Source organism: Pseudomonas sp. SWRI50, from assembly GCF_014269095.1.
Classification (GTDB): Bacteria; Pseudomonadota; Gammaproteobacteria; order Pseudomonadales; family Pseudomonadaceae; genus Aquipseudomonas; species Aquipseudomonas kermanshahensis.
In genome coordinates, this window is the sequence record NZ_JABWRW010000002.1 from 219,247 (window position 1) to 240,645 (window position 21,399).

General features: G+C 60.2%; 27 protein-coding genes. All 27 read left to right on the forward strand.

Features of this window, described 5'->3' with window-relative positions:
* Window positions 1-128: 128 nt before the first annotated feature.
* The 27 genes from HU750_RS03200 to HU750_RS03325 all read left to right on the forward strand — a co-directional run bounded on the left by HU750_RS03200 (window position 129) and on the right by HU750_RS03325 (window position 21,399).
* On the forward strand, window positions 129-920 hold the full coding sequence (locus HU750_RS03200) for a replication protein (protein WP_085273448.1): 792 nt from the start codon (window positions 129-131) through the stop codon (window positions 918-920).
* The gene (dnaB, locus tag HU750_RS03205; RefSeq protein WP_186676613.1) at window positions 913-2,292 is read left to right on the forward strand and encodes a replicative DNA helicase; all 1,380 of its coding nucleotides are present in this window, start codon (window positions 913-915) and stop codon (window positions 2,290-2,292) included. Before HU750_RS03200 ends, dnaB begins: the two co-directional genes overlap by 8 nt.
* Window positions 2,289-2,717 carry a VRR-NUC domain-containing protein gene (locus HU750_RS03210; protein ID WP_186676615.1) on the forward strand — a complete coding sequence of 143 codons (429 nt, stop codon included), beginning with the start codon at window positions 2,289-2,291 and terminating at the stop codon, window positions 2,715-2,717. Before dnaB ends, HU750_RS03210 begins: the two co-directional genes overlap by 4 nt.
* On the forward strand, window positions 2,714-4,012 hold the full coding sequence (locus HU750_RS03215; protein ID WP_186676619.1) for a tyrosine-type recombinase/integrase: 1,299 nt from the start codon (window positions 2,714-2,716) through the stop codon (window positions 4,010-4,012). The genes HU750_RS03210 and HU750_RS03215 overlap by 4 nt, the downstream gene beginning before the upstream one ends.
* Window positions 4,009-4,329 (forward strand): hypothetical protein, encoded by a 321-nt coding sequence (locus HU750_RS27100; RefSeq protein WP_223843542.1) that lies wholly within the window; start codon window positions 4,009-4,011, stop codon window positions 4,327-4,329. Before HU750_RS03215 ends, HU750_RS27100 begins: the two co-directional genes overlap by 4 nt.
* 12 nt (window positions 4,330-4,341) lie before the next feature.
* Window positions 4,342-5,028 (forward strand): hypothetical protein, encoded by a 687-nt coding sequence (locus tag HU750_RS03220; protein ID WP_088512198.1) that lies wholly within the window; start codon window positions 4,342-4,344, stop codon window positions 5,026-5,028.
* A 177-nt stretch (window positions 5,029-5,205) separates the two neighbouring features.
* The gene (locus HU750_RS03225; RefSeq protein WP_186676622.1) at window positions 5,206-6,114 is read left to right on the forward strand and encodes a hypothetical protein; all 909 of its coding nucleotides are present in this window, start codon (window positions 5,206-5,208) and stop codon (window positions 6,112-6,114) included.
* 79 nt (window positions 6,115-6,193) lie between these two features.
* The gene (locus HU750_RS03230; RefSeq protein ID WP_088512196.1) at window positions 6,194-6,514 is read left to right on the forward strand and encodes a phage holin family protein; all 321 of its coding nucleotides are present in this window, start codon (window positions 6,194-6,196) and stop codon (window positions 6,512-6,514) included.
* Window positions 6,514-6,852, forward strand: a complete 339-nt coding sequence (locus HU750_RS03235) for an HNH endonuclease (RefSeq protein ID WP_088512195.1) — start codon at window positions 6,514-6,516, stop codon at window positions 6,850-6,852. The genes HU750_RS03230 and HU750_RS03235 overlap by 1 nt, the downstream gene beginning before the upstream one ends.
* Before the next feature lie 158 nt (window positions 6,853-7,010).
* A complete protein-coding gene (locus HU750_RS03240; RefSeq protein WP_186676625.1) occupies window positions 7,011-7,511 on the forward strand; it encodes a terminase small subunit in 501 nt (166 codons plus the stop codon).
* Window positions 7,512-7,514: 3 nt separating this feature from the next.
* A complete protein-coding gene (locus HU750_RS03245; RefSeq protein WP_186676628.1) occupies window positions 7,515-9,194 on the forward strand; it encodes a terminase large subunit in 1,680 nt (559 codons plus the stop codon).
* 150 nt (window positions 9,195-9,344) lie between these two features.
* Complete coding sequence (locus HU750_RS03250) at window positions 9,345-10,643, forward strand: phage portal protein (protein ID WP_186676631.1); 1,299 nt, start codon at window positions 9,345-9,347, stop codon at window positions 10,641-10,643.
* A gap of 16 nt (window positions 10,644-10,659) precedes the next feature.
* Window positions 10,660-11,517 (forward strand): head maturation protease, ClpP-related, encoded by an 858-nt coding sequence (locus tag HU750_RS03255; protein WP_186676645.1) that lies wholly within the window; start codon window positions 10,660-10,662, stop codon window positions 11,515-11,517.
* A gap of 2 nt (window positions 11,518-11,519) precedes the next feature.
* On the forward strand, window positions 11,520-12,701 hold the full coding sequence (locus HU750_RS03260; RefSeq protein ID WP_099453655.1) for a phage major capsid protein: 1,182 nt from the start codon (window positions 11,520-11,522) through the stop codon (window positions 12,699-12,701).
* Window positions 12,702-12,749: 48 nt separating this feature from the next.
* Window positions 12,750-13,286 (forward strand): hypothetical protein, encoded by a 537-nt coding sequence (locus tag HU750_RS03265; RefSeq protein WP_186676647.1) that lies wholly within the window; start codon window positions 12,750-12,752, stop codon window positions 13,284-13,286.
* A gap of 4 nt (window positions 13,287-13,290) precedes the next feature.
* Entirely contained in the window at window positions 13,291-13,632 is a 342-nt protein-coding gene (locus HU750_RS03270; RefSeq protein ID WP_186676650.1) for a head-tail connector protein, read from the forward strand.
* Window positions 13,629-13,955, forward strand: coding sequence for a phage head closure protein (locus tag HU750_RS03275; protein ID WP_186676663.1), 327 nt, complete (start codon window positions 13,629-13,631; stop codon window positions 13,953-13,955). The genes HU750_RS03270 and HU750_RS03275 overlap by 4 nt, the downstream gene beginning before the upstream one ends.
* Before the next feature lie 8 nt (window positions 13,956-13,963).
* Window positions 13,964-14,134, forward strand: a complete 171-nt coding sequence (locus HU750_RS03280) for a hypothetical protein (RefSeq protein WP_186676666.1) — start codon at window positions 13,964-13,966, stop codon at window positions 14,132-14,134.
* 3 nt (window positions 14,135-14,137) lie between these two features.
* Window positions 14,138-14,638: an HK97 gp10 family phage protein gene (locus tag HU750_RS03285; protein ID WP_186676669.1), complete on the forward strand. Its 501-nt coding sequence runs from the start codon at window positions 14,138-14,140 to the stop codon at window positions 14,636-14,638.
* Window positions 14,631-15,017 (forward strand): DUF3168 domain-containing protein, encoded by a 387-nt coding sequence (locus HU750_RS03290; protein ID WP_186676672.1) that lies wholly within the window; start codon window positions 14,631-14,633, stop codon window positions 15,015-15,017. Before HU750_RS03285 ends, HU750_RS03290 begins: the two co-directional genes overlap by 8 nt.
* A gap of 55 nt (window positions 15,018-15,072) precedes the next feature.
* Complete coding sequence (locus tag HU750_RS03295; protein ID WP_186676675.1) at window positions 15,073-15,573, forward strand: hypothetical protein; 501 nt, start codon at window positions 15,073-15,075, stop codon at window positions 15,571-15,573.
* 40 nt (window positions 15,574-15,613) lie between these two features.
* A complete protein-coding gene (locus HU750_RS03300; RefSeq protein WP_186676678.1) occupies window positions 15,614-15,943 on the forward strand; it encodes a hypothetical protein in 330 nt (109 codons plus the stop codon).
* Window positions 15,940-16,194, forward strand: coding sequence for a hypothetical protein (locus tag HU750_RS03305; RefSeq protein ID WP_346010835.1), 255 nt, complete (start codon window positions 15,940-15,942; stop codon window positions 16,192-16,194). Before HU750_RS03300 ends, HU750_RS03305 begins: the two co-directional genes overlap by 4 nt.
* A gap of 49 nt (window positions 16,195-16,243) precedes the next feature.
* Window positions 16,244-16,879 carry a hypothetical protein gene (locus HU750_RS03310; RefSeq protein ID WP_186676681.1) on the forward strand — a complete coding sequence of 212 codons (636 nt, stop codon included), beginning with the start codon at window positions 16,244-16,246 and terminating at the stop codon, window positions 16,877-16,879.
* 52 nt (window positions 16,880-16,931) lie between these two features.
* Window positions 16,932-20,165, forward strand: coding sequence for a phage tail tape measure protein (locus HU750_RS03315; protein WP_186676686.1), 3,234 nt, complete (start codon window positions 16,932-16,934; stop codon window positions 20,163-20,165).
* A 44-nt stretch (window positions 20,166-20,209) separates the two neighbouring features.
* Window positions 20,210-20,794 carry a hypothetical protein gene (locus tag HU750_RS03320; RefSeq protein WP_186676689.1) on the forward strand — a complete coding sequence of 195 codons (585 nt, stop codon included), beginning with the start codon at window positions 20,210-20,212 and terminating at the stop codon, window positions 20,792-20,794.
* Window positions 20,794-21,399: a hypothetical protein gene (locus HU750_RS03325; protein WP_186676692.1), complete on the forward strand. Its 606-nt coding sequence runs from the start codon at window positions 20,794-20,796 to the stop codon at window positions 21,397-21,399. The genes HU750_RS03320 and HU750_RS03325 overlap by 1 nt, the downstream gene beginning before the upstream one ends.

A 21,399-nucleotide genomic window follows, 5' to 3' on the forward strand; every position in this document is an offset into this window, starting at 1 on the left:
TCCTTTCACCAATCCGCCGCACTCAATGCCGCGCGAATGATTCGCCTCCAGTACGCAGCCACCTCGAAAGCTGCGCTCCGCCGGGAGTGCGTCGAGCATCTGCGGGCATCGCTGTGCGGAGGTGGCGCGTGAGCACCGTCACCCCAATCCAATCGAAAAGCGGATTCACCCGTATGGACAACGACCTGTACGAGGCCCTGATCGGGGCTGAGCTGTCAGGCCGCGAGCTTCGTGTCGCCCTGGCAATCCACCGTCAAACCGCTGGCTACAACCAAGAGAGCGCTTGCATCGCGGCGTCGTACATCGCCCAAATGTCCGGCATTCGTCGTGAGGACGTGTCCCGCGCAATATCCGAGCTGCTTCGCCAAGGCGTGATTCATCGCGAAGGCGGGAGCCGCAGCCCGATCGGTTTTGCTCCAGTCGGCGAGTGGAAGATCGACAAGAAAAACACTCACCCGAACAAGCCAAAAGAAGTGCCACAGTGTGGCGTTTCTGACACGTCCAATGTGGCGTTCTTACCACACAATAAAGACAGAAATACAAATACTACTCCTGACGGAGTAGTCGGCGACGGCAAGGGTCAGCCAGCCAAGGCTAAACCTGTTCGCCCGAAACCAGCGATGGGGTCTTGCCCGTACCAGGCCATTGTCGACCTGTACCACAAGGCGCTGCCAGCGCTGCCAGCCGTGGCAATCCTCAACGAAAACCGTAAGCGAACCCTCCAGGCCCGCTGGCGGGAAAGCGATGTGCATCGCGATCTCGGCTTCTGGGCTGATTACTTCTTCCAGGTCAGCACCTCTGATTTTCTGATGGGCAAGGTCGAAGGCCGGAATGGCTCGAAGTCGTTCCGTGCGACCTTCGACTGGCTGATCGCCCCGTCCAACTTCGTGAAGGTGGTGGAGGGCAACTACCATGCGTGAACCCTACAACGTTGATGCCGAGCACGGCCTGTTGGGCGCCATGCTGCAGCGCCCTGAACTGATCGACACCCTGTCCGACGACCTTACCCCAGAGTCATTTTACTTCGCCGAGAACGCCGAAGTGTTCCGGGGGATCATGGCGATGCGCGCTGCTGGCAAAGCCGTGGATATGTTGACCGTGGCCGACTACATCGGCGTTTTGGACAATGGCGACCGTGCCCTGGGCCACTGCGCGTCCCTGGTCCACAACACGCCGAGCGTAGCAAGCGCCGGTACTTACGCCGTTATCGTCCGTGAGCGGGCCATCGAGCGCGCCCTGTACGCACTTAGCGACCGTACCCTGGAGATCGTGCAGGGTAGCGGTGATATTCAGGACAAGATCGCGGCCGTGCAGGCGGCGGCCATGGGCATCGACGCTGGCGGTGATGGTGATGAGGTCGTGAAGGCTGCCGACCTGATGGCCGACCAACTGGAGGTGTGGCAGGAACGTCACGACCGGCTGTCACGCGGCGAGACGCTGATTGGCCTGTCGACCGGCTTGTCCGATCTGGACCAGAAGCTGGGCGGCCTGCAGCCCGAGCAGCTGATCATCGTGGCGGGTCGCCCGGCCATGGGCAAAACCACCCTGGCCATGGGCTTCGTGCTGGACGCGGTGGTGCGCCAGAAGAAGTCCGGCCTGGTCATCAGTCTGGAAATGAGCAAAGGCCAGTTGATAGACCGCGCCGTCGCCGCCGAAGGCCGTATCCCGCTCAACTTGATCAAGAATGGGTCTGCCTGTGAGTCGCATGGCGCTGAGCTCTGTGCTGCAGCGGCCAAGCTGAAGCACGCCAACCTCTTCATCGCCGACCGCGCCGCCGCCAATGTCGGCCGTATCCGTTCGCTGGCTCGCCGGCACAAGATGCGGTACGGCCTGGACATTCTGATGATCGACTACCTGCAGCTGATGGACGGCGAGGGCGGCAACCGTACCGAAGCGGTCAGCAGCATCAGTCGTGGCTGCAAGCTGCTGGCCCGCGAGCTGGGTATTCCAGTCGTACTGCTGAGTCAGCTCTCCCGCAAGTGCGAGGAACGCCCGAACAAACGCCCGGTGAACTCGGACCTTCGCGAGTCGGGCGCCATCGAGCAAGACGCCGACGTGATCCTCTTCGTGTACCGCGACGAGGTCTACCACGAAAACAGCGAGTTCAAGGGCGTCGCCGAGATCATTGTCGGCAAGGGCCGCGACATCGAAACCGGCACCGTCCGCGCAGCCTTCCTCGGCCAATACAACCGCTTCGAAACCCTCTCGGCCAGCTGGCAGCCGCCGGCCAAGGCCCCAAGCCAATCCGAGCGGCCATTGTCGGCCCGCTACGCACGCAAGGAAGTCGCATGACAGCACCCGCCCTTCGCCCGCTCAAGGCCAAAGCGGCTCGCGCCAAGCCCGTCGACCGGGAAGGGCAGGAGCAGGCCGCGCTGATGAAAGAGCTCCAGTTGCGCTACCCGCAGGCGTACAAGCTGATCTACCACGTGCCGAACGGCGGGCACCGAATCAAGGCCGTGGCTGCCAAGCTCAAGGGGCAGGGCGTCAAGGCTGGCGTGCCCGACCTGGTGCTGCCGATGGCGCGTGGCGGGTACTTCGGGCTGTACATCGAGTTCAAGGCCAAGCCACCCTTCGACGACCCGGTGTCGCCCAGTCAGGATGCCTTCCTGCAGCTGCTGACGAACGAGAACTACCTGGCCATCGTGTGCCGCGGCAACATCGACGCCGTCGAAGCCATCCGGGCCTACCTGCTGCAGCCCGCCACGGTGGCCGCATGAGCGCGACCCGTGAAGTGAAGCTGAGCGAGGCCGAGGTGCGCCGGCAGGCCGCCGACAAGTCGGTACGCGACTTGCGCGATCCGCGTCACCCGGGCCTTTACCTGCGCTTCTGGAGCAACCGCGAGCGCGGTACCTGGCATTTGGTACGCGGCAAGAAGTGGGTACCGATCGCCCGTTGGCCCGACCTGAGCGTGGCGGCCGTGCTGGCCGAGCTGCCCGCGCTTCGTCAGCGCCTGATGCGCAGCCCGGCCACCGCGCCGGTTGCCTCGGGCATGGCCAACGTGGGTCAGCTGCTCGACTGGTACGGTAACCGCATGGCTCGCGACCGGTCGCTGTCGGCCAAGCGCAAGGCTGGCGCCCGGTCAGCCATCGCCCAACACCTGAAGCCGCGGCTCGATGACCTGGCCCTGGCCGAGGTGACTGCCGACGCGCTGGACAAGCAGTTGATGTGGCCTTGCCAGGCCGAGGTGTCGCTCTCCTACCTGCGGCAGATGTTCGCGCTGCTGCTGACCGCCTTCCGCCAGGCCCAGCAGCTTGGCCTGATCGACCGCAACCCGATGGCAGGGATGCGCTTCAACGACTTCACCAAGGCCAAGATCCTGCCCAAGGCAGCCCGCCTGCGCGACGTTCAACTGCCCGAGCTGATGCAGCAGCTGGCCCAGGCGTTCGAAGCATCCCCGGGTGACGTCATGCTGGCCCTGATGATGTTGGCCCACGGCACCCGGATCGGCGAGACCCGAATGGCGCGCTGGAGTGAGATCTCGCTGGCAGCGGCCGAGTGGTTCATCCCGGCAGCGAACACCAAGACCCGCACCGAGCACCGCCTGCCACTGACCGCCCAGGTTGAGGCGCTGCTGGTGCGGTACCGAGCGATTCAGCAAGGACAGGGCTATGAGGGTGTGTACCTGTTCCCGAACCGTCGCGGCCTGTCGCTGAGCGAGACCCAGGCCAGTGCCGTGTTCACTCGCCTGGGACAGGGCGAGTGGACCAGCCACGACCTGCGCAAGGTGTCCCGCAGCACCTGGACCGACCTCGGTATCGACGGGCACATCGGCGAGATGCTGCTGAACCACACGCTGGGCAAGATCGCCAGCACCTACATCCACACCCAAGCCATGCAGCAGCGTCGGGTTGCCCTGGAGAAGTGGCACGCGTGGCTTGATCAGGTTGGCTTCGTGGCCATCCACCGCCTTACCAAGGCCTTATTTGAAAATTCGCAGAATTCGCCGCAGGCCACAGCAGGATTGGCGTCGGGCGACCTTACCGCATTTGTAATTAGCGAGGATTCAAAGTGACAGGGAAGAGCCATGGCCCTGCCTTCAAGAAGGCTGTGATCAGGTTGGCTCAGTGCCCTTTGTGCCGTGGGAGAGCGGTAACTCAGGGTGTGTTTCACGAACTGCCATGCGACCACTGCAACGCCTCGGGCTTTGTAGCGGCAGCAACCGGAGAAGCCCTGCCCCTAGATGAACTGGTGACCCAGCTCAGCATGAGGCTACGGGCAGCGCTTCGGCAGATCGAGCAGTTGAAGAACCCTCAGGCATCCGGGCCTGAGGCTACATATCAGGGAAGCAACCGGCGCGGCGCCGGCGGCACCAACTACACCGGGGATTGAGGGGGAAAGACCATGGTTTACAGCAGCGTTTCGGGTGCAGTCGTTGCCGCTCTGGCGGCGGGCGAGAAGGGTTCGGCGAAGGCCCAGGCTTGGCAGAAGCTGTACAAATCGGCTGAAGAGGAGGGCGGGTGCTTGGCCTCACTGGGTGGGCGGTCGGACGGCATCGATCGCACCCAGGTCGATTACTGGCTGTCGGCGCGCTTGCATCACATGCTCAAGGGGCGGCACTGGGATGCCCTGGTAGCAAAATACAGCACCAATAAGGCGAAAAAGGTGCAGGCGATCACGCTGATCCGACCACTGATCGCGAGCCCGGCACCGGCACTGTTCATCTACAAGGCAGTGACAGCCTGGGCCATCCCAAAGCTCAAGGGCACACGCCGGAAAGCGCCGCAGCCTGTCTCGGTCGAGATCCCGCTGGACGCATCGGCTTGGCGTGTTGCAGTCACTGTGGTTGCTGCCGTGGCTGCCGGCAAGGCAGCCAAGAAGCGTGTCGAAGCGCTCGAAGAGGATGTGATCATTCTGCCGGACAGCTTCTATGACATGAATACCTGGGATCTCGATGCCACGCCGGAGTCGACGCGCCGTCGCTGGAGGCTTGAGATTAACGAGAAGCTCGACGGGATGATCGACGACGCGCTGGCAGAGGTGCGGGTGATATTGGAGGCCGAAGGTCTGCTGAATAAAGAGGCTGCATGATTGCCTGTTGACATCAGTGAGCGACTGAGCGAAATTATCTCCATCCTGTCATTCCTGCGCACGTTGAGGACTGACCCAAGAAGCCCAGCCATAGTGCTGGGCTTTTTCGTGGTCAAGCTGATAGCAAAATGATGTCTGGAAATGTAGAGTCCTTTCGCACTGAGAAAGGAGTCTGCTGTGAACGATATCGTTGTCTCTTTACCGCTCGCGTTCTACTTTGATACCAAGACGCCTGTACCTATCCCTGAAATCATCAAGTCCCTTGATGGCCTAGATAAGCTGGCGAAATCGTTACCAAGATTCTTCACTGAGCTCAGCGGCGCGAAAATCGACGGTGTCGAGCTTAAGGTCGAGCGGATTGAGACAGGTAGCCTCAAAGAAAACTTCGAATGCCTCTTGATGTTCCTGACAGAGGCAGAGAAGGAAAAATTCAAGGTATGGCTTCAGGGGACGAAGATGGGGACGGGGCTGCGGTATGTGGCTTGTGCTGGTGTGGTAGCGGCCGCCTTGACCATGGTGGCTGTCGGAGCGGTTGCGGCCTACGACAGCTTCACTGGTGGTAATACTCCATCGATCCAAGCCAACAACAATACGATCATTAACATCGGCGCCGACGCCCTTTCTGTCTCGGAAGACCAGCTGAAGAAAGCGATCGACGCGGCTTTGTCCAAAGACAAGAAAAAAGCAGTTGCTGCTGCCATGAACTTCATTGCCCCAGCCGGTACTGAAAACGGCGGAACCCTATACGCGGGTGACAAGGGCGCGGAGTTGAACGTTTCCGTCGAAATGGCGCGTGACACTCCGCAGGCTCCGGATTTCAAAGTTAAGGACCAGGTGCTGGCTTACGAGCGGGTTCCCGTCTCAATCAGGGCGCTTGATCGCGACAAGGAAGACACCGGCTGGTGGATCGTGCTACCGACCATATCTGCTGAGAAAAGGCTCCGGATGACTTTTGCTGATGATGCCGATACCGCTAAAGCTAAAACTGAGTCCGAGATCGTAGCTGACGTGCTGGTCACCTACAGCCAAGACTTCAGCCAAGGGACTTTAGTGCCGAAGGGCGTCGAGATTCAGAAAATTTACTAGCGGTACCTAGTTTCACCAACAAGCCCTGGCAATTGTCAGGGCTTTTTCATTTGTGCTCCCCGCAACGGGAGGAACCGAGATGGCCCATATGCCAGAGAAAGACCCATCCTTCTGGGTGCTTGTACTAACAGCCCTAAGAGAGAACGGCCTGGCGATGGGCCTGACATTCGCCCTGACCTGGTTGCGTATTCAATACGATGGCCAAGAAACTCGCCCAGTCCGGCAGCTGATTGAGGCCACTCTTGGCGCGTTGATCGTGATGGTGGTCGGTCTGACCGTGAAGGAATTCGGCCTCAGCATCGCTTGGTCGTTCGCCACCGCTGGCTTTGTCGGCGTGCTTGGCGTTGAGCAGGCTCGCCAGCTTGGCAGGCGCTGGGCGGAACGGAAGGTCGACGGCTGATGGCCAGGCTCAAGACACTCGGTTCTCGCATCAAGGAGAGCACAGGCTCAAGGATCAAGGCGGTGACGCCCGGCAGCTGGCGTAGCGGAATGACCAGCTCCCAGCGTGGTTACGACTACAAGTGGCAGAAGGCGCGGGAGCAGTACCTCAATGACAACCCGCTATGCGTCTACTGCGAGCGGAACGGCCGCACAACTGCGGCCAGGGTTGTCGACCACATCGTTGCTCACCGTGGAGACATGGTTCTCTTCTGGGATCAGACCAACTGGCAGAGCCTCTGCAAGCCTTGCCACGACTCCGTCAAGCAGGCCGAGGAGGCGGCTGGCCTGGGTGGCTGACACGTCAGCGGATCGCCGAAACTCAATGCGGTGATCAAGAGGCACGCCAGTGACGTGCCGCGAAAGGGGTAGGGGGGGCAAAAGCTTGGGATTCTCATCTAGCTAGACCGCCACCGACCCCACGTAGACATTTTTCTCCCCCCTAAAGGTTTTTGTTAATGGTGTTAACAGACAAACAGCGACAGTTTGTTGACGCTAAGGCCCGGGGTGCGTCCAACAAAGAAGCGGCGGAAGCCGCGGGTAGCAAGCCCTCGACGGCTGCTGCCGCTGGTTCGCGCTGGGCCAATGATCCCAAGATCGCATCCGCAATTTTGGCTCGCAGAGCAGAGCTAAGTGTTAACCCTGAGCCGAAAAAGCGGCGCGGCAAAGCGAAGGCCGATGAAGCCAGTGCAGAACCAGTCGAGATCAATGAGGCCGATGGCGAGTTCCTCAGTTGTCTGCCTTCCACTGATGATCCATTGGTCTGGCTGCTCGCACTAATGAACGAGCCCCGGGCGAAGGTCTTTGATCGCCGCAATGCTGCGCAGACCGCCGTGCCTTACATCCACGGGAAGAAGGCGGAGGCGGGCAAGAAAGAGCAGAAGGCGGAGGCCGCGAAAGAGGCGGGCAAAGGCAAGTACTCCCAAAGCAAGCCGCCCCTTACCGTCGTCAAGGGGTAGCGCATGCTTTGGACTACGGCCTGCCCAGATTGGTGGCGGCGTCTGGCCGCCAGTGAATCTATCATCCCCGAACCGCTTTTCCCCCAAGAAGCAGAAGAGAGCCTTGAAGTCTTCAAAGGGCTTCGTATTGTCGATGCCCCTGGCAGTCCAACCATTGAGAGCGCATGTGCCCCATGGGTACTCGCTTTCGCAGGAGCTGTGTTTGGCAGTTACAACAGCGAGACCGGCGAACGCCTGATTCGGGAGTTCATGCTTTGCATCCCGAAGAAGAACAGCAAGTCGACCATCGCTGCCGCAATCATGTTGACGGCCTTGGTGCGTAATTGGCGGATGTCGGCCGAGTTCATCATCCTCGCGCCGACCAAAGAAATTGCCGACAACGCCTTCGTGCCGGCCAAGGACATGGTCAATAACGACGAGGAGCTGAAGGATCTGCTGCATGTGCAGCCACACCTGCGACTGATTACTCACCGGGAAACGGGAGCCACGCTAAAGGTGGTTGCCGCTGACAGCGATGTGGTCGGCGGCAAGAAGGCCGTTGGCGTGCTGATCGATGAGGCCTGGCTATTTGGCAAGAACCCTAAAGCGGCAGACATGATTCGGGAAGCCACAGGCGGCCTGCTGTCGAGGCCCGAAGGCTTCGTCATCTGGCTGACCACGCAGTCGAACGAACCGCCCGCAGGTGTGTTCCGGTCGAAGCTGAACTATGCCCGCGGCGTACGTGATGGCCGCATCGACGACAATCGATTCTTGCCGGTCATCTACGAATTCTCCAAGGAGATGATCGACAGCGGCGATGCTCGCAAGCCGGAGAACTTCCATCTGGTTAACCCCAATATGGGGTTCTCGGTCGATCGTCCAACGCTTGAGCGCTTGTTCATGCAAGCGGAGATCGACGGAGAGGCGGAGCTGCGTGGCTTCCTGGCCAAGCACCTCAACATTGAGATCGGCTTGGCGCTTATGTCTGACGCCTGGGTTGGTGCCGAATTCTGGGAGCCCCAGGCCGCCAGCTGGTTGAGCCTGGACGAGATCCTTGATCGATGCGAGGTCATCGACGTCGGCGGCGATGGCGGCGGCCTGGACGACTTGCTTGGTCTTGCAGTTGTTGGGCGTGAAGCGGGCACTCGTCGCTGGTTCCACTGGGCCCATGCCTGGGCACACCCTTCAGTGCTAGAGCGGCGCAAGTCCGAAGCCCCACGCCTCAAGGACCTTGAGGCGATTGGTGACCTGACCCTCGTCAAGCGGATCGGCGACGACGTTGAGGAATTCGCTGCCATCGTCAAACGCATCAACGAGACAGGTCTGCTGGACAAGGTCGGTCTCGATCCAGCGGGAATCGGCTCTGTTCTCGACGCCTTAGCTGATGCTGGGGTCGAAGAAGACAAGATCGTCGGCATTTCTCAGGGCTGGAAGCTCACAGGCGCGATCAAGACGACCGAGCGGAAGCTCGCTGAAGGCTCTCTGTTGCACTGCGGTCAGCCGCTCATGGCCTGGTCCTGCGGCAACGCCAAAGGGGTGCCATCGGCCAACGCCTTCTTGATCACCAAGCAGGCCTCGGGCACAGCGAAGATCGACCCGCTGATGGCTACATTCAACGCCGTTTCTCTGATCAGCCTCAATCCTGAGGGGCGCGGGGGAATGGACAATTTCATGGCCGGCATTCGGGACCCACTGATCGCATGAACGCATTTCATATTTTCATCGCCTGCGCAGTGGTCGCTTTCTGTTTGGCATGCAGCGGGGTCTGGATGCTGGCTGGTACCGGCTGGGCTTTGCTGGCTGGATCGCTGAGCTTCTTCTGCATCGCTGGCTTCATTCGCAGAGGGCTTGTCAGTGATTAAAACCCTATCCCAGGCACTGGGCGCTGCTGCCACCAAGCCTTCAGCCACCATGAGTGAGTGGCTGGGCAAGACTATCAAGCTGTCGGATGGAGGTTTCTGGAGTGCCTTTAATGGCGCCCAGTCCAGTAGTGGTAAGTCAGTCAGCGTCGACAAGGCCTTGCGCCTGTCCACAGTGTGGGCATGCGTCCGTATCATCTCGACTTCGGTAGCCGGCTTACCGTTGAGCATCTACCGGCGGATGCCTGATGGTAGTCGTGAAAGCGCCCGCGATTTCCCGCTGTACGACGTTGTGCACAACAGCCCCAACGAAGACATGGCGGCCTTTCATTTCTGGCAGGCAGTCGTTGCTTCCATGCTGCTGTGGGGAAACGCCTATTGCGAGATCCATCGCTCTGCTGGGCGCGTAATCGCCCTAGACTTCCTGATGCCTTCGAGAGTCGACCTTGAGTTCGACGACGATGGACGACTCAGGTATTTCTTCAGGCCCCGAAAGGGAGCTCGCCGAGAGATCCAGCGGCAGGACATGCTGCATATCCCAGCCTTCACCCTGGATGGCCGAGTCGGCCTTTCTGCTATTCGGTACGGCGCGGATGTGTTCGGTTCTGCGATGTCGGCAGACGATGCCGCCAATAGCACATTCCGCAACGGCATGATGCCCACAGTCGCTTTTTCGGTCGACAAGACGCTTAACCCGGCTCAGCGCGTCGAGTTTCGTGAGTACGTTAAGACAATCTCCGGGGCATTGAATGCCGGCAAGAGCCCAGTACTTGAGCAGGGCGTGAAGCCGGAGATGATCGGGATCAACCCTGCCGATGCGCAGTTGCTGGAGTCGAGAGGGCATAGCATCGAGGAAATTTGCCGATGGTTCGGCGTTCCGCCCTGGATGGTGATGAAGACCGACAAGGGCAGCAACTGGGGCACCGGCCTGGAGCAACAGCAGATCGCGTTTCTTACGTACTGCATCATGTCCTTCACAGCGCCGATCGAGCAGTGCGTGAACAAGTGGTGCATGACGGCGGTTGACCGGATCAAATTCTACGCCGAGTACTCACTTGAAGCGTTCCTGCGTGCGGACAGCGCCGGTCGGGCAGCCTATCTCAGCACGATGGGCCAGAACGGCTACCTGACTCGAAACGAAGGGCGGCGGAAAGAGAACCTTCCAAGCATGCCAGGTGGCGACGTGCTGACCGTGCAATCGAATCTGGTGCCGCTGGACCAGCTGGGCAAGCAAGACGATGGGCAGGCCGCAAGGGCCGCTCTGATGAACTGGCTCCAACAGCCCGAAAAGTAAATCACGGGAGTAATCCATGAAGCACAAGATCCAGTCTCGCGGCCTGCGCAGCGAGATGAGCCCGCGCGCGCTCGACAAATGGAATCCCGCGATCCAGGCGGCCGTCGAGAACACCTCAGACACCATCACCGTGTACGGCGTGATCGGCGAAGACTGGTATGGCGAGGGCGTCACGCTGAAACGAATCGACGCCGCCTTGCGGGCGATCGGCGAGCGTGATGTCACCGTCTACATCAACTCGCCAGGCGGTGACATGTTCGAAGGCATTGCCATTTACAACCGCCTTCAAGAACACAGCCACGAGGTCACCACCAAGGTGCTCGGCATGGCGGCGAGCGCTGCTTCGATTGTCTTCCTCGCGGGGAAGAAGCGAGAGGTGGCCAGCAGCGCCTTCCTCATGATCCACAACTGCTGGACCTGGCTCGCCGGCAATCGCAAATACCTCCGTGATATCGCCGACGATATGCAGGAGTTCGATGCCGCGATGGCTGACCTCTACGCCGAGACGAGTGGGCAGTCGGCGGAGGACATGGCCGAGCTGATGGACGACGAAACCTATATCCGTGGTAAGCGCGCCTTGGAGCTTGGCCTGGCGACTGGGGTGTTGTCTTCCAGCGAAGTTACCGAACGCGAAACCGAGGACGCGGCCCAGAACAATGCGCTCAAGGCCATGGATGTCGCTCTGGCCAAGGGGGGGATGCCTCGATCCGAGCGCCGCGAACTGTTCGCCAATTTCAAGTCCGGCATGCCTCGCGCTCCCGGCGGGGGCACGCATAACGCTGCCTCGACCGATAAGCCCAGCGCTGTCGCGCCAGACCTCTCCGCCTCTCTGAGCGCGGCAACCAATCTCCTCAATTCTCTGAAAGGAAAGTGACCATGGACTTTGAAGCCCAAGTCAAGGAACTCAACGCCAGCCTCAAGGGCATTGGCGATCAGATCAAAAGCCAGGCCGAGGCGACCGAGAAGCAAATCAAGGCTTCCGGTGAAATGAATACCGAAACGCGTGCCAAGGTCGATGAACTGCTGACCAAGCAGGGCGAGCTTCAGGCGCGCCTGGGTGAGGCAGAGCAGAAACTGGTGAATGCAAGCCGGGATCGGAGCCATCAGGAAGAGCCGCAGAAATCGGTAGGCGCTCTCGTGATCGAGAGCGAAGAAATGAAGGACATGAACTCGTCCTTCCGTGGTTCCCGCCGTGTCTCCGTGCCGCGCGCGGCCATCACCACCGCAACTGGCGGTGACCTGGTGCAGACTCAGCGCTTGCCGGGGATCATTGCCCCGCCTCAGCGCCGACTGACGGTCCGCGACCTGGTCGCGCCAGGTACCACCGAATCGAACTCCATCGAGTACGTCCGTGAAACCGGCTTCGTCAATAACGCCCGCACTGTGGCGGAGAACACTGCCAAGCCGTACTCCGACCTGACCTTCGGCCTGGCCACGGCGAACGTGCGGACCATCGCCCATTTGTTCAAAGCCAGCCGCCAGATGCTGGACGACGCCAAGGCACTGCAAAGCTATATCGACGGTCGTGCACGCTACGGCCTCACCATGGCGGAAGAAGCTCAATTGCTATACGGCAACGGCACTGGCGTGAACCTGCAGGGCCTCATGACCGTCGCTCAACTGTACGCCGCCCCGGCTGGTGTAGCTGTAGTGGGCGAGCAGCGCATTGACCGCCTGCGCCTGGCGCTGCTGCAGGCCGAACTGGCCGAGTTCCCATCCGACGGCATCGTGCTCAACCCGATCGATTGGGCGGCCATTGAGCTGACTAAGGACGGCGAGGGGCGCTACATCATCGGCCAGCCTCAGGAAGGCACCAACGCGAAACTCTGGAATCGCCCTGTGGTTTCTACCCAGGCCATGACACAGAACGACTTTCTCGTCGGTGCGTTCAAGCTCGGCGCCCAGATCTTCGACCGCATGGAAATCGAAGTGCTGATCTCGACCGAGAACGGTGATGACTTCGAGAAAAACATGGCAACGATTCGCGCTGAAGAGCGCCTGGCCTTTGCCATCTATCGCGACGAAGCGTTTGTCACTGGCCCGCTGGTCACGCCTTAACCCTTCCGCAACGCGGCGCCAGAAATGGCGCCCCAATGGAGTAATCCAATGGCACGTAAACAGGAAACACCAGCATCCACGACTGATGCGAAGGATCCAGTCTCGACCGTTGATACCAGCAGCGGCCCGTCTGGGGCTGCCGGTTCGCCTCTTTCGCCTGGCGGTGCGATCGGTCCAGCTAGCGGTGACCCTGGCAATTCGGGTGTCCCCGTAGTTGCTCCAGGCCAAGCGGAAGGCTCAAACCTGGTGCTGCCAGAAGCGCAAGTGGCTGCTGGCACTGGGTCGGATGTCGTCACGGGCGGTCAGGGTGCCAGCGCTGGCATCGCCGCAGCTGACGCTGCGGCATCCGAAGACGCCAACCATGCCGCATCATCCTTGGTCGACAGCAGCACCGGCGCTGATTCATTGGCACCAGAGGATCAGGTGAAGCTCAATCCTGCGACTCTTCAGATCTATCCGCTGCGGTCATACATGGATGAAGGCGAACTTCGCCGTCGCGGCGGCCCGGCGTATACAGTGCCGCGCCGGCACGCTGAAGAGCTGGTGCAGCGGAATCTGGCATCCCTCGAATCACTGAAGGAGTGAGGGTATGTCGGTCATCAGTTTGACCATTGCCCGTCATCACCTGCGGGACCCCGACGACGATGACGATTACCTGGAGCTCCTGATCGAGGCGGCCGAAGGGCAGGCGATGGACTATCTGAACCGTCGTTTCTATGCCGACCAGCAGGCGCTGGATGAGGCTGTCGCCGCCGGGGATGCCGGCGAGTCTCCAATGGTCTGCAACAAGCAGATCAAGGCCGCTTCGTTGCTGATCCTCGGCCACCTTTACGCCAACCGTGAGGATGTTGTGACCGGGACCATTGCCACTGAGATGCCGAAGGGCTCCGAGGCACTCCTGTCCCCGCATCGTATCGGGTGGGGCGTATGAGGGCCGGCCCGCTACGTCACCTGTTCGAGGTGACCCACCGACATGAGGAGCGCAATAAGTCTGGGGGAGCAACAGTGACGTGGCGTCCTGCAGTTCGCCCTGAAATGTGGGGCGAAGTCCGCACCCCTAATGGGCGCGTAACAGCAGTTGCTGAAAAGTTGAGTGCTGTTGTCACGGCCGAGATCATCGGTAGGCCGCGCTCAGACATCATTGCCGGGTCGCGTCTGACGCGCCGTGGGGTCACTTACCAAGTCGAGGCAGTTTTACCGGACAACGAGAACACCCTGATGAGGCTGCTCTGCTCATCGGTACCGAATCCATGAGGTGAACTATGAAAATCCGAGCACTGGGCCCGTTGACGGGCGCATCTGGCGAACGAGAGAAGGGCGAAGAGTTCGAAGTCGCCAAGGAGTACGGCGAGGGGCTGATTGCTCGCGGCTACGCCGAGGCGGTGGACGAGAAGGCCGCCAAGCCAGCGAAGGCCGACCAGGCCAAGGAGTAAGCCATGGCCCGCCGGTCAAGCATTCGCGGCGATATCCGGCTACGCCGCACGCTACGTAACATCCATCGGACGATGGACAACGAGTTGCAGCCGGCGATGCTGGAGGCGGCCAACCGCATACTGGAATCCCAGCGGCAGCTCATGCCCAAGGACACCGGCGCGGCCGCCGCAGCGCTGAGGGTGTATGTCTCGCCCAGCGGTCTGGACGCCCAGATCGGGATCCGCGGAAAGCGCGACAACCGGCGGTTCTTCTACCTGCGGTTCATCGAGTACGGGACCAAGGGTTACCTTGGAGGAAAGCGCTCTGGCAACCGCAACCGGAAGGCCTCTAACAAGAGCGACGGCACGCACTTCTTCGGCAAATATCCCGCCATGCCGGCCAGACCTGCCCACCCGTGGCTCCGGCCGTCGATGCAGGTCAACCGGGAGTACGTCATGGCAGACATCGAAGCTGCGGTGCGCCGCACGCTGCGAAAGGCAAGCCAGGGGGTAGGCAATGGCTGATCCATCACTGGCCCTGCAGGAGGCCATCTTTGCCAGGCTTCAGGCCGAGGTCAGCTGCCCGATCTATGACGGCGCGCCGCTGAACGCCGAAATGCCGTACGTCTCAATCGACCGGGAGGTCTCAGTCAACAGCAGCCCGATCTCGGGCCGCAAGCGCGAAACGCGACTGCTGTACCTGTCGGTCTGGTCTGATGCCGTGGGCCAGGCCGAGGTCAAACGCATCAACGGCGAGGTCATCGCCGCACTGGACGAACGCCGCCTCCCGCTGGAGGTGGGCCGCGCGGTATCCGTCCGGGTCGAGCAGGCCGACGCTCAGCGCGACGCAGACGGCATCACTTACCAGGGCTCGATCACCCTCCGCGTGATCACCACCCACTGAACCACCTACCGGCCGCGCCGCGGCTTTTATCCAATGTGCCTTTGGAGGAACACCCATGGCCGATGACAACCTCAACACAGCTGCCGGCTGCCGCTTCTTCCTCGGCGGCAAGACCGGCGCTGACACCGAAACTAAGTACAAGGCCGACACCTACGTCGAAGTGGGCGAGATCGAGGACCTGGGTGAGTTCGGCGATACCTTCAGTGGCGTGAATTTCACGTCGCTGAAAGACGGCCGCGTGCGGAAGTACAAGGGCACTGCCGACGCTGGCGACCTGACGCTGACCGTAGGCCTGGACAATGGCGATGCTGGCCAGAAGGCCGTCAAGACTGCCCACAAGGACCGCAGCAAGGGCGATTACAACATCAAGATTACCCTCAACGACGGCGACCCGGATGCCTCCCCAGCGATCAGCCCGACCACGTTCTACATGCGCGGGAAGGTAATGAACAACACCGTTGCACCTGGTGCTGCTGACAACGTCGTGCGCCGCAACGTCACTATCGGTATCAACTCGGACATCCTTGAGCTGCTGCCGGCCCCGGTCACCCCGTAACTCTCCCGGGGCTCCGGCCCCGGATTCACAGGACTGAGCGATGAACAACACTTTGCACGGCACTATGACCGTGAAACTGGGCGACGAGGAATTCACCCTGCGACCCACCCTCAAGGCGGTGCGCGCAATCGAGAGCCGTTTTGGTGGCCTGCGCGGTGCTTCGGAGGGGCTGCGCGCGGTCGGGGTTGATGCCTTGGCGATCATCATATCCGCTGGGGCCGACCTTGAAGTGAAGGCAGCTGAGGCCTTGCCTGAGAAGGTCTGGCAGCAAGGCGCCGCCGAGCTGACGCCGGTAGTCACCGCCTACCTGTATGCGCTCTACAATCCCCGCGGCGCCACTTCGGGAAAGGAACAAGCCGGGGCGGCGTGAGCGTCGTCGAGGACGGCAGCTACGTCGACCGGCTATTCTCGATCGCTACCGGTTGGCTGGGCTGGGCACCCGACGTGGCCTGGGTCACGCCTCTCCCGGAGCTGTTCATGGCGATGGACGCCAGGCTGGAATGGGTGAAAATGACCAACCCGTTTGGTGCGAGTGGCGCGCAAACGCCGAAAGAGAAGCCCCACGCTGCCAGTGTGGCCGATAAGCTTCGACAGGCTCTAACCGGCAGAAAACCACAGTGACCTTGTGACTGACTTTGATACCCTTCCTATTTTTGAAGAGGAGTCAGTTATGCGTGAATGGATTTGTGCTGGGGCTTTACTGATCCTCGCGGGCTGCGGGGCGGGTGATTCTGATACAAAAAATAGCTTCGAAGTAAATGGAACCATCGATGAATGGATTCTTGCAGACTATCCGGATAACTCCATAGTTATCGGTAGTGATAAGTCCGACCCTACATACGGCAAGCTCAAGGATGAAATACCACGAGTTAATAAAGAGAAGAATGAGGCCGCTCATTTAGTTGCGAGAAAATGCAAGCATGTTGTTAATGTTTTATTCTTGCGCCGAGAAAGCTCTCTTGAAGAGCTAAAATTTATAGTTGATTGCGAAAGTGGCGAGCGGTACGAGCTCACAAGCTCTGACCTGGTTAAAGGGGGCGCGGTCAAATCTAATTCCGATAAATCGATAGGAAGAGCCGACGCGATTCAGAAGTGCAAGGATTTAGTGAATGGTAAGATCCTAAATAAGCGCTCGTTGGATTTTCATGAGCTATCAGATTCTAACTATTACAAGGCTCCAAATGGCAACGTGAGGCTCGTTCTTGGGTTCGACGAGCAGGGGCTGGGTGGCGCAAAAACTAACTGGCGTGCAGCCTGCACGTTTGATGCTGACTGGAAGGGTGATGTGACCATCAACCCTAACTGATAAAACATGATTTATTAGCCTGGCCGATGCCAGGCTTTTTTTGGGGCAAAAAATGGCCGATCAACAAGTGCAGGGTATGCTCGTCCAGATCGAGGCGACTACCGCGCAGTTGCGGCGCGAGTTGTCGAGCGCTGATCAACTTGTAGCGAAGACCTCTCAGGCGATTGATCGAAATCTGGCCACGGTGGACTCTGCTTTTGATCGGGCGGGAGCGGCTGCTCAAAGCGCAGGAACACTCATGCGCGGGGCTTTTGCGGCGGTGGCAGGCGCAGGGCTGATTGGGGGTATTATTAAGCAGGTCGATGCCTACGGCCAGATGTCGGACCGGATGAGAGCTGCCGCAGGCAGCGCCGGTGAATTCCAGATGGTGCAAGAGCACCTTATGCAGACCGCTCAGGAGACATACCGGCCACTCGCCGAGGCCCAGGAGCTTTACATCCGCACTGCTGATGTGATGCGCAGTCTTGGATTTAATACTCAACAAACGTTAGACATCACTGACAGCTTTAGCTTTCTTCTTGTCACCAACGCGGCTGCCGCTGACAAGGCTGGCGCCGCCTTGGACGCATACTCCAAAGCATTGCAGACCGGAAAAGTCGAGGTGGACGGTTGGCAATCGATCCAGGCGGCCATGCCAACTATTGTTGATGCGATAGCCAGCGCGACAGGCAAGAGCGCAGCCGAGGTCCGAAAGCTGGGCAACGAGGGGAAGCTCTCGCTTGAGGACATCAACACCGGGCTTTTGCGGACGGTTGAAGTAAACCGCAAAGCCGCAGCTGACATGTCCACCAGTGTTCAAGATGCCTTGAACAACATCAGCAACGCCACTGGCACCTTCCTGGGCAAGCTGGAGGAGCAAACCGGTGCCGTCGCAGGGTTGTCTAAGTTCTTGGTGCTGTTGGCGGATAACGTCGACCTGGTAGCGGTAGCAATGGGGGGCGCAGGCGCCGCAGCTCTCACCACATATGCGGCAAAAGCCTACGTCGCTGTGAAAGCACTGTTGGCTCAGCGTGCTGCTGCGGTTAGAAGTGCAGAGGCTGCTGTAATCGCCGCTGATGCTCAAAGGCTTTTCGCTCAAGCGCAACTGCAGCAAGCTCAGGCTTCTGTGGCCGCCGCTACAGGCCTGCAGCGTTTGACTCTAGTCCAGACACAGTTAATCCCAAAACAGGCCGCGCTCACCGCCTCAACAGAAGCGCTGGCCATTGCTCAAGCTAACTTGGCCCAAGCGACTATCCGAGGCGGCCTTCTCGCCGCGCTAGGTGGCCCAGCGGGTCTTGCCGTACTGGCCGGTACTGCCGCTGCCAGCTTCCTGCTGTTGCGTGACAACTCGGATTCACTCGAAAAGAAGTTGGGCGACCTCAGTGACCCGCTCGACAAGTTGGTCGAGCGCTTCAACAAACTGAACAGCGCAACCCAGGCAGTCGCGCTGCGTGAGCTGCAAGGCAAAATCGAGGACACCCAAAGCCAGTTATCACAAGTATCTGGGTCGATTGCCGATCGCTTCGAGAATGACCTGCGCGGCGTAGGCGCGGCCGGCGTCGAAGGGCTGATGGTTGGCCTGGCACCTATGCCAGGGGAGGCCCAAAAAGCACTCGACCTGGTGCGATCTGCCGCGAACGATTTTGCGAAGGGGGCGGTGGTAGATTGGAAGGCTGTCGCCGACCAGGTACGCGGCATCCCTGGCGTGACCGAAGCAATGGCCCAGGCTATCGAAAAGGGGCAGATCAAAGCCTCCGATCTAAGTGGTGAGCTGCAGAACCTTAAGTCGAAGCTCGCCGAGCTGACAGGCGAGACTGACCGAAATACGGCCTCGACTTCTGCCAACAACGCCGCGAAGGCCGGCATGAGCACGGTGGGGCAGACTTACCTCGATACGCTGCAGAAGCAGCTGGCCGGCCTGCAAGACAATGGCGATGCCACCAAGATTGCTAATCGTTACCTTGCTGAACACACCGACCTCACCGAAACCGATCGCCTAGCGATCTTGTCGGCAGCCAGTGCCATCGAGGCGCAGAAGAAGGCCAACCAGGGCGCGAAGCAGGAAACCAAGGACGCCACCACTGCGCAGACGAAGCTGGCGCAGCAGCTCAAGGAAGCGGCAACAGCCTATCAGCAACTGAAAAAGGCTTACGACCCTGTAGGTGCCGCGTCCGATGAGTTCCAGAAGCAGACCAAGAACCTTGACCTGCTGCTGGCCGAGAAGAAGATCACCACCGAAGAATACGGCAAGGCCATTGGTGCGCTGGCCGAACAGTTCAATACTGCTGTGCAGGCTTCAAGCAGTCTGACTCGGGCAATGAAGTACCAAGCCGACCTTGAGCGTCAGCTGGCGATTGCCCGGGAGCAAGGTGACGCAGCTGCAGCAGCAGTGGGGATGGGTGACAAAGCCGCTAGCCGTGCTCAGGCCAGGCTGGCGCTTGAGCAGGACAACAACAGCAAGATCCTGGCCCTGCGCGAGGAGCTGGCCACCGCGTCGACCGCAAAGCAACGGCAGGAGCTGGAGCAACAGATCGCGCTGCGGCAGGAGTATGGCGACAAACTGGTCAAGGTGCAGGAAGACAGCTTCGCCAAGATCGATGCGGCGCAGTCCGACTGGACCAATGGCGCCTCGGCGGCTCTGCAGAACTACCTCGACAGCGCTGCCGACATAGCGGGCCAGACCCAGGACCTGTTCGGGAATGCTTTCAGTAACCTGGAGGATGGTGTCACCCAGTTCGTGAAGACTGGGAAGTTCGAATTCAAGGACTTCGCCGACTCGATCATCGAGGACCTAATCCGCATCCAGGTGCGACAGGCCGCAGCCGGCTTCCTGAGCTCGGCGTTCGGCTTCCTCGGCGGCGGCAGCGCCGCCCTCGGGAAAGGGACAATGACCGGCTTCAGCGAAGGTTCATTTGGTCCACTTGTGGCCAATGCAAAGGGCGGGGTTTACGACTCTCCTAGCTTGGCTTCGTTCTCCAACCAGGTGCACGACAGCCCTCAGATATTTGCTTTTGCCAAGGGCGCGGGCATCTTCGCTGAGGCAGGGCCAGAGGCAATTATGCCCCTGGCGCGCGGCCCTGATGGTTCGCTTGGCGTGGTGGCAATGAGTGCCGGCGGCGATAGTGGCGCAGGCTCGATCTCTTTTGGCGGCATTACCCAGCACATCCAGGTAGGCGGTCAGGCCAATGCTGCCACTATTGCCGATGTTCGACGCGCTGCAGAGCAGGGCGCGCGGGATGGCTACGAGCTCATGCTGCGTGACTTCAAGACCAATGGCGCCGGGCGGCAGATGCTGCAGCGGCGGTAACTATGCTTGGCCCGCTTCGGCGGGCTTTCTTTTGGGAGTGACCAATGGCGGAGGAATGGCCCGAGGACCTGGAGCCCACTGAGGTCACCTGGGGCGTCGTCTACAACAACCGGGGGTTTACTTCCTCGCTGTCGAACGCCCAGCAGATCGTGGCTCAGCCTGGTTCCTACTGGAAGTGCACCATGACCTTCGGATTTCTTTACGAGGAGGATGAGCGCGAGCTGACATCGCTGCTGGGCCGCCTGCATGGCATGTTTGGCACGGTAACCATTCCGTACCTCACTCGTACGCGGTCCGACAATATCGGCGCGCCGACTGTCGCTGTGGCAAACGCCCAGGCTAGCAGCATTCAATTGCAGGGCCTGCTGATCAGCCGGAAAGTGTTCAGCCGGGGTGATCTCATCACGATCAGGGGTGAAATGTTCGAGGTGGTGGAGAACGCCATGTCTGACGCTGCCGGCAAGGCCGTAATTTCAGTTAACAAGCGCATTCGCAAGTTGATCCCGGCCGGCAGCCCAGTCGAATACAAAAATCCCTACTGTGAAATGCGCCGCATGGATGACACCAACGAGTGGACCACTCAGCCGGTGGTGTCGAACTCGACCCTTCAATTCCGCGAGGCATTCTGATGGCCAATGGCGTATTTCCGTTCAGCCAAACCGTCGTCGACATCATCGCCAAGGGCAACTTCATGGCGGTCTACGCCTGCCAGTTGGACTTCCCTGATGGCATGGTCTTCGCGCACACCGGTACCGGTGACCTGGTAATCGACGGCATCACCTACCAGGGCGTAGGCACCTTTGGCGCGGTCGGCCAGTCGCAGGAGAGCAGCAACTCGGGATCGCCCATGTCCGTTGACCTGACGCTCAATGGCCTGGACACCCAAATCATCACCGAAACCTCTCTGAAGGGATGTCGGGGCCGCAACGGCAAGCTGATGTTCGTTGTGTTCGACGAGGACGGTACCTACGCGGCTGACATCCTGTTCAGCGGGCGCATGGATGCCGCCAAGTTCTCTTACGCCGGCAATGGCGAGGCAGGCAACAGCATCACGGTTCCACTCATCGACCGCATGGCCGAATGGAACCGGACCGGTACCGAGCGCTGGACCGACGAGAACCACCGGGCGCGCCGGCAGGATGACCGCTTTTTCTTCGCGATCGCCCAGATCGCTGACTGGCCCATTTACTGGGGCGCCTCCAAGGACGCACCGAAGTTCACCTACGAGACATAG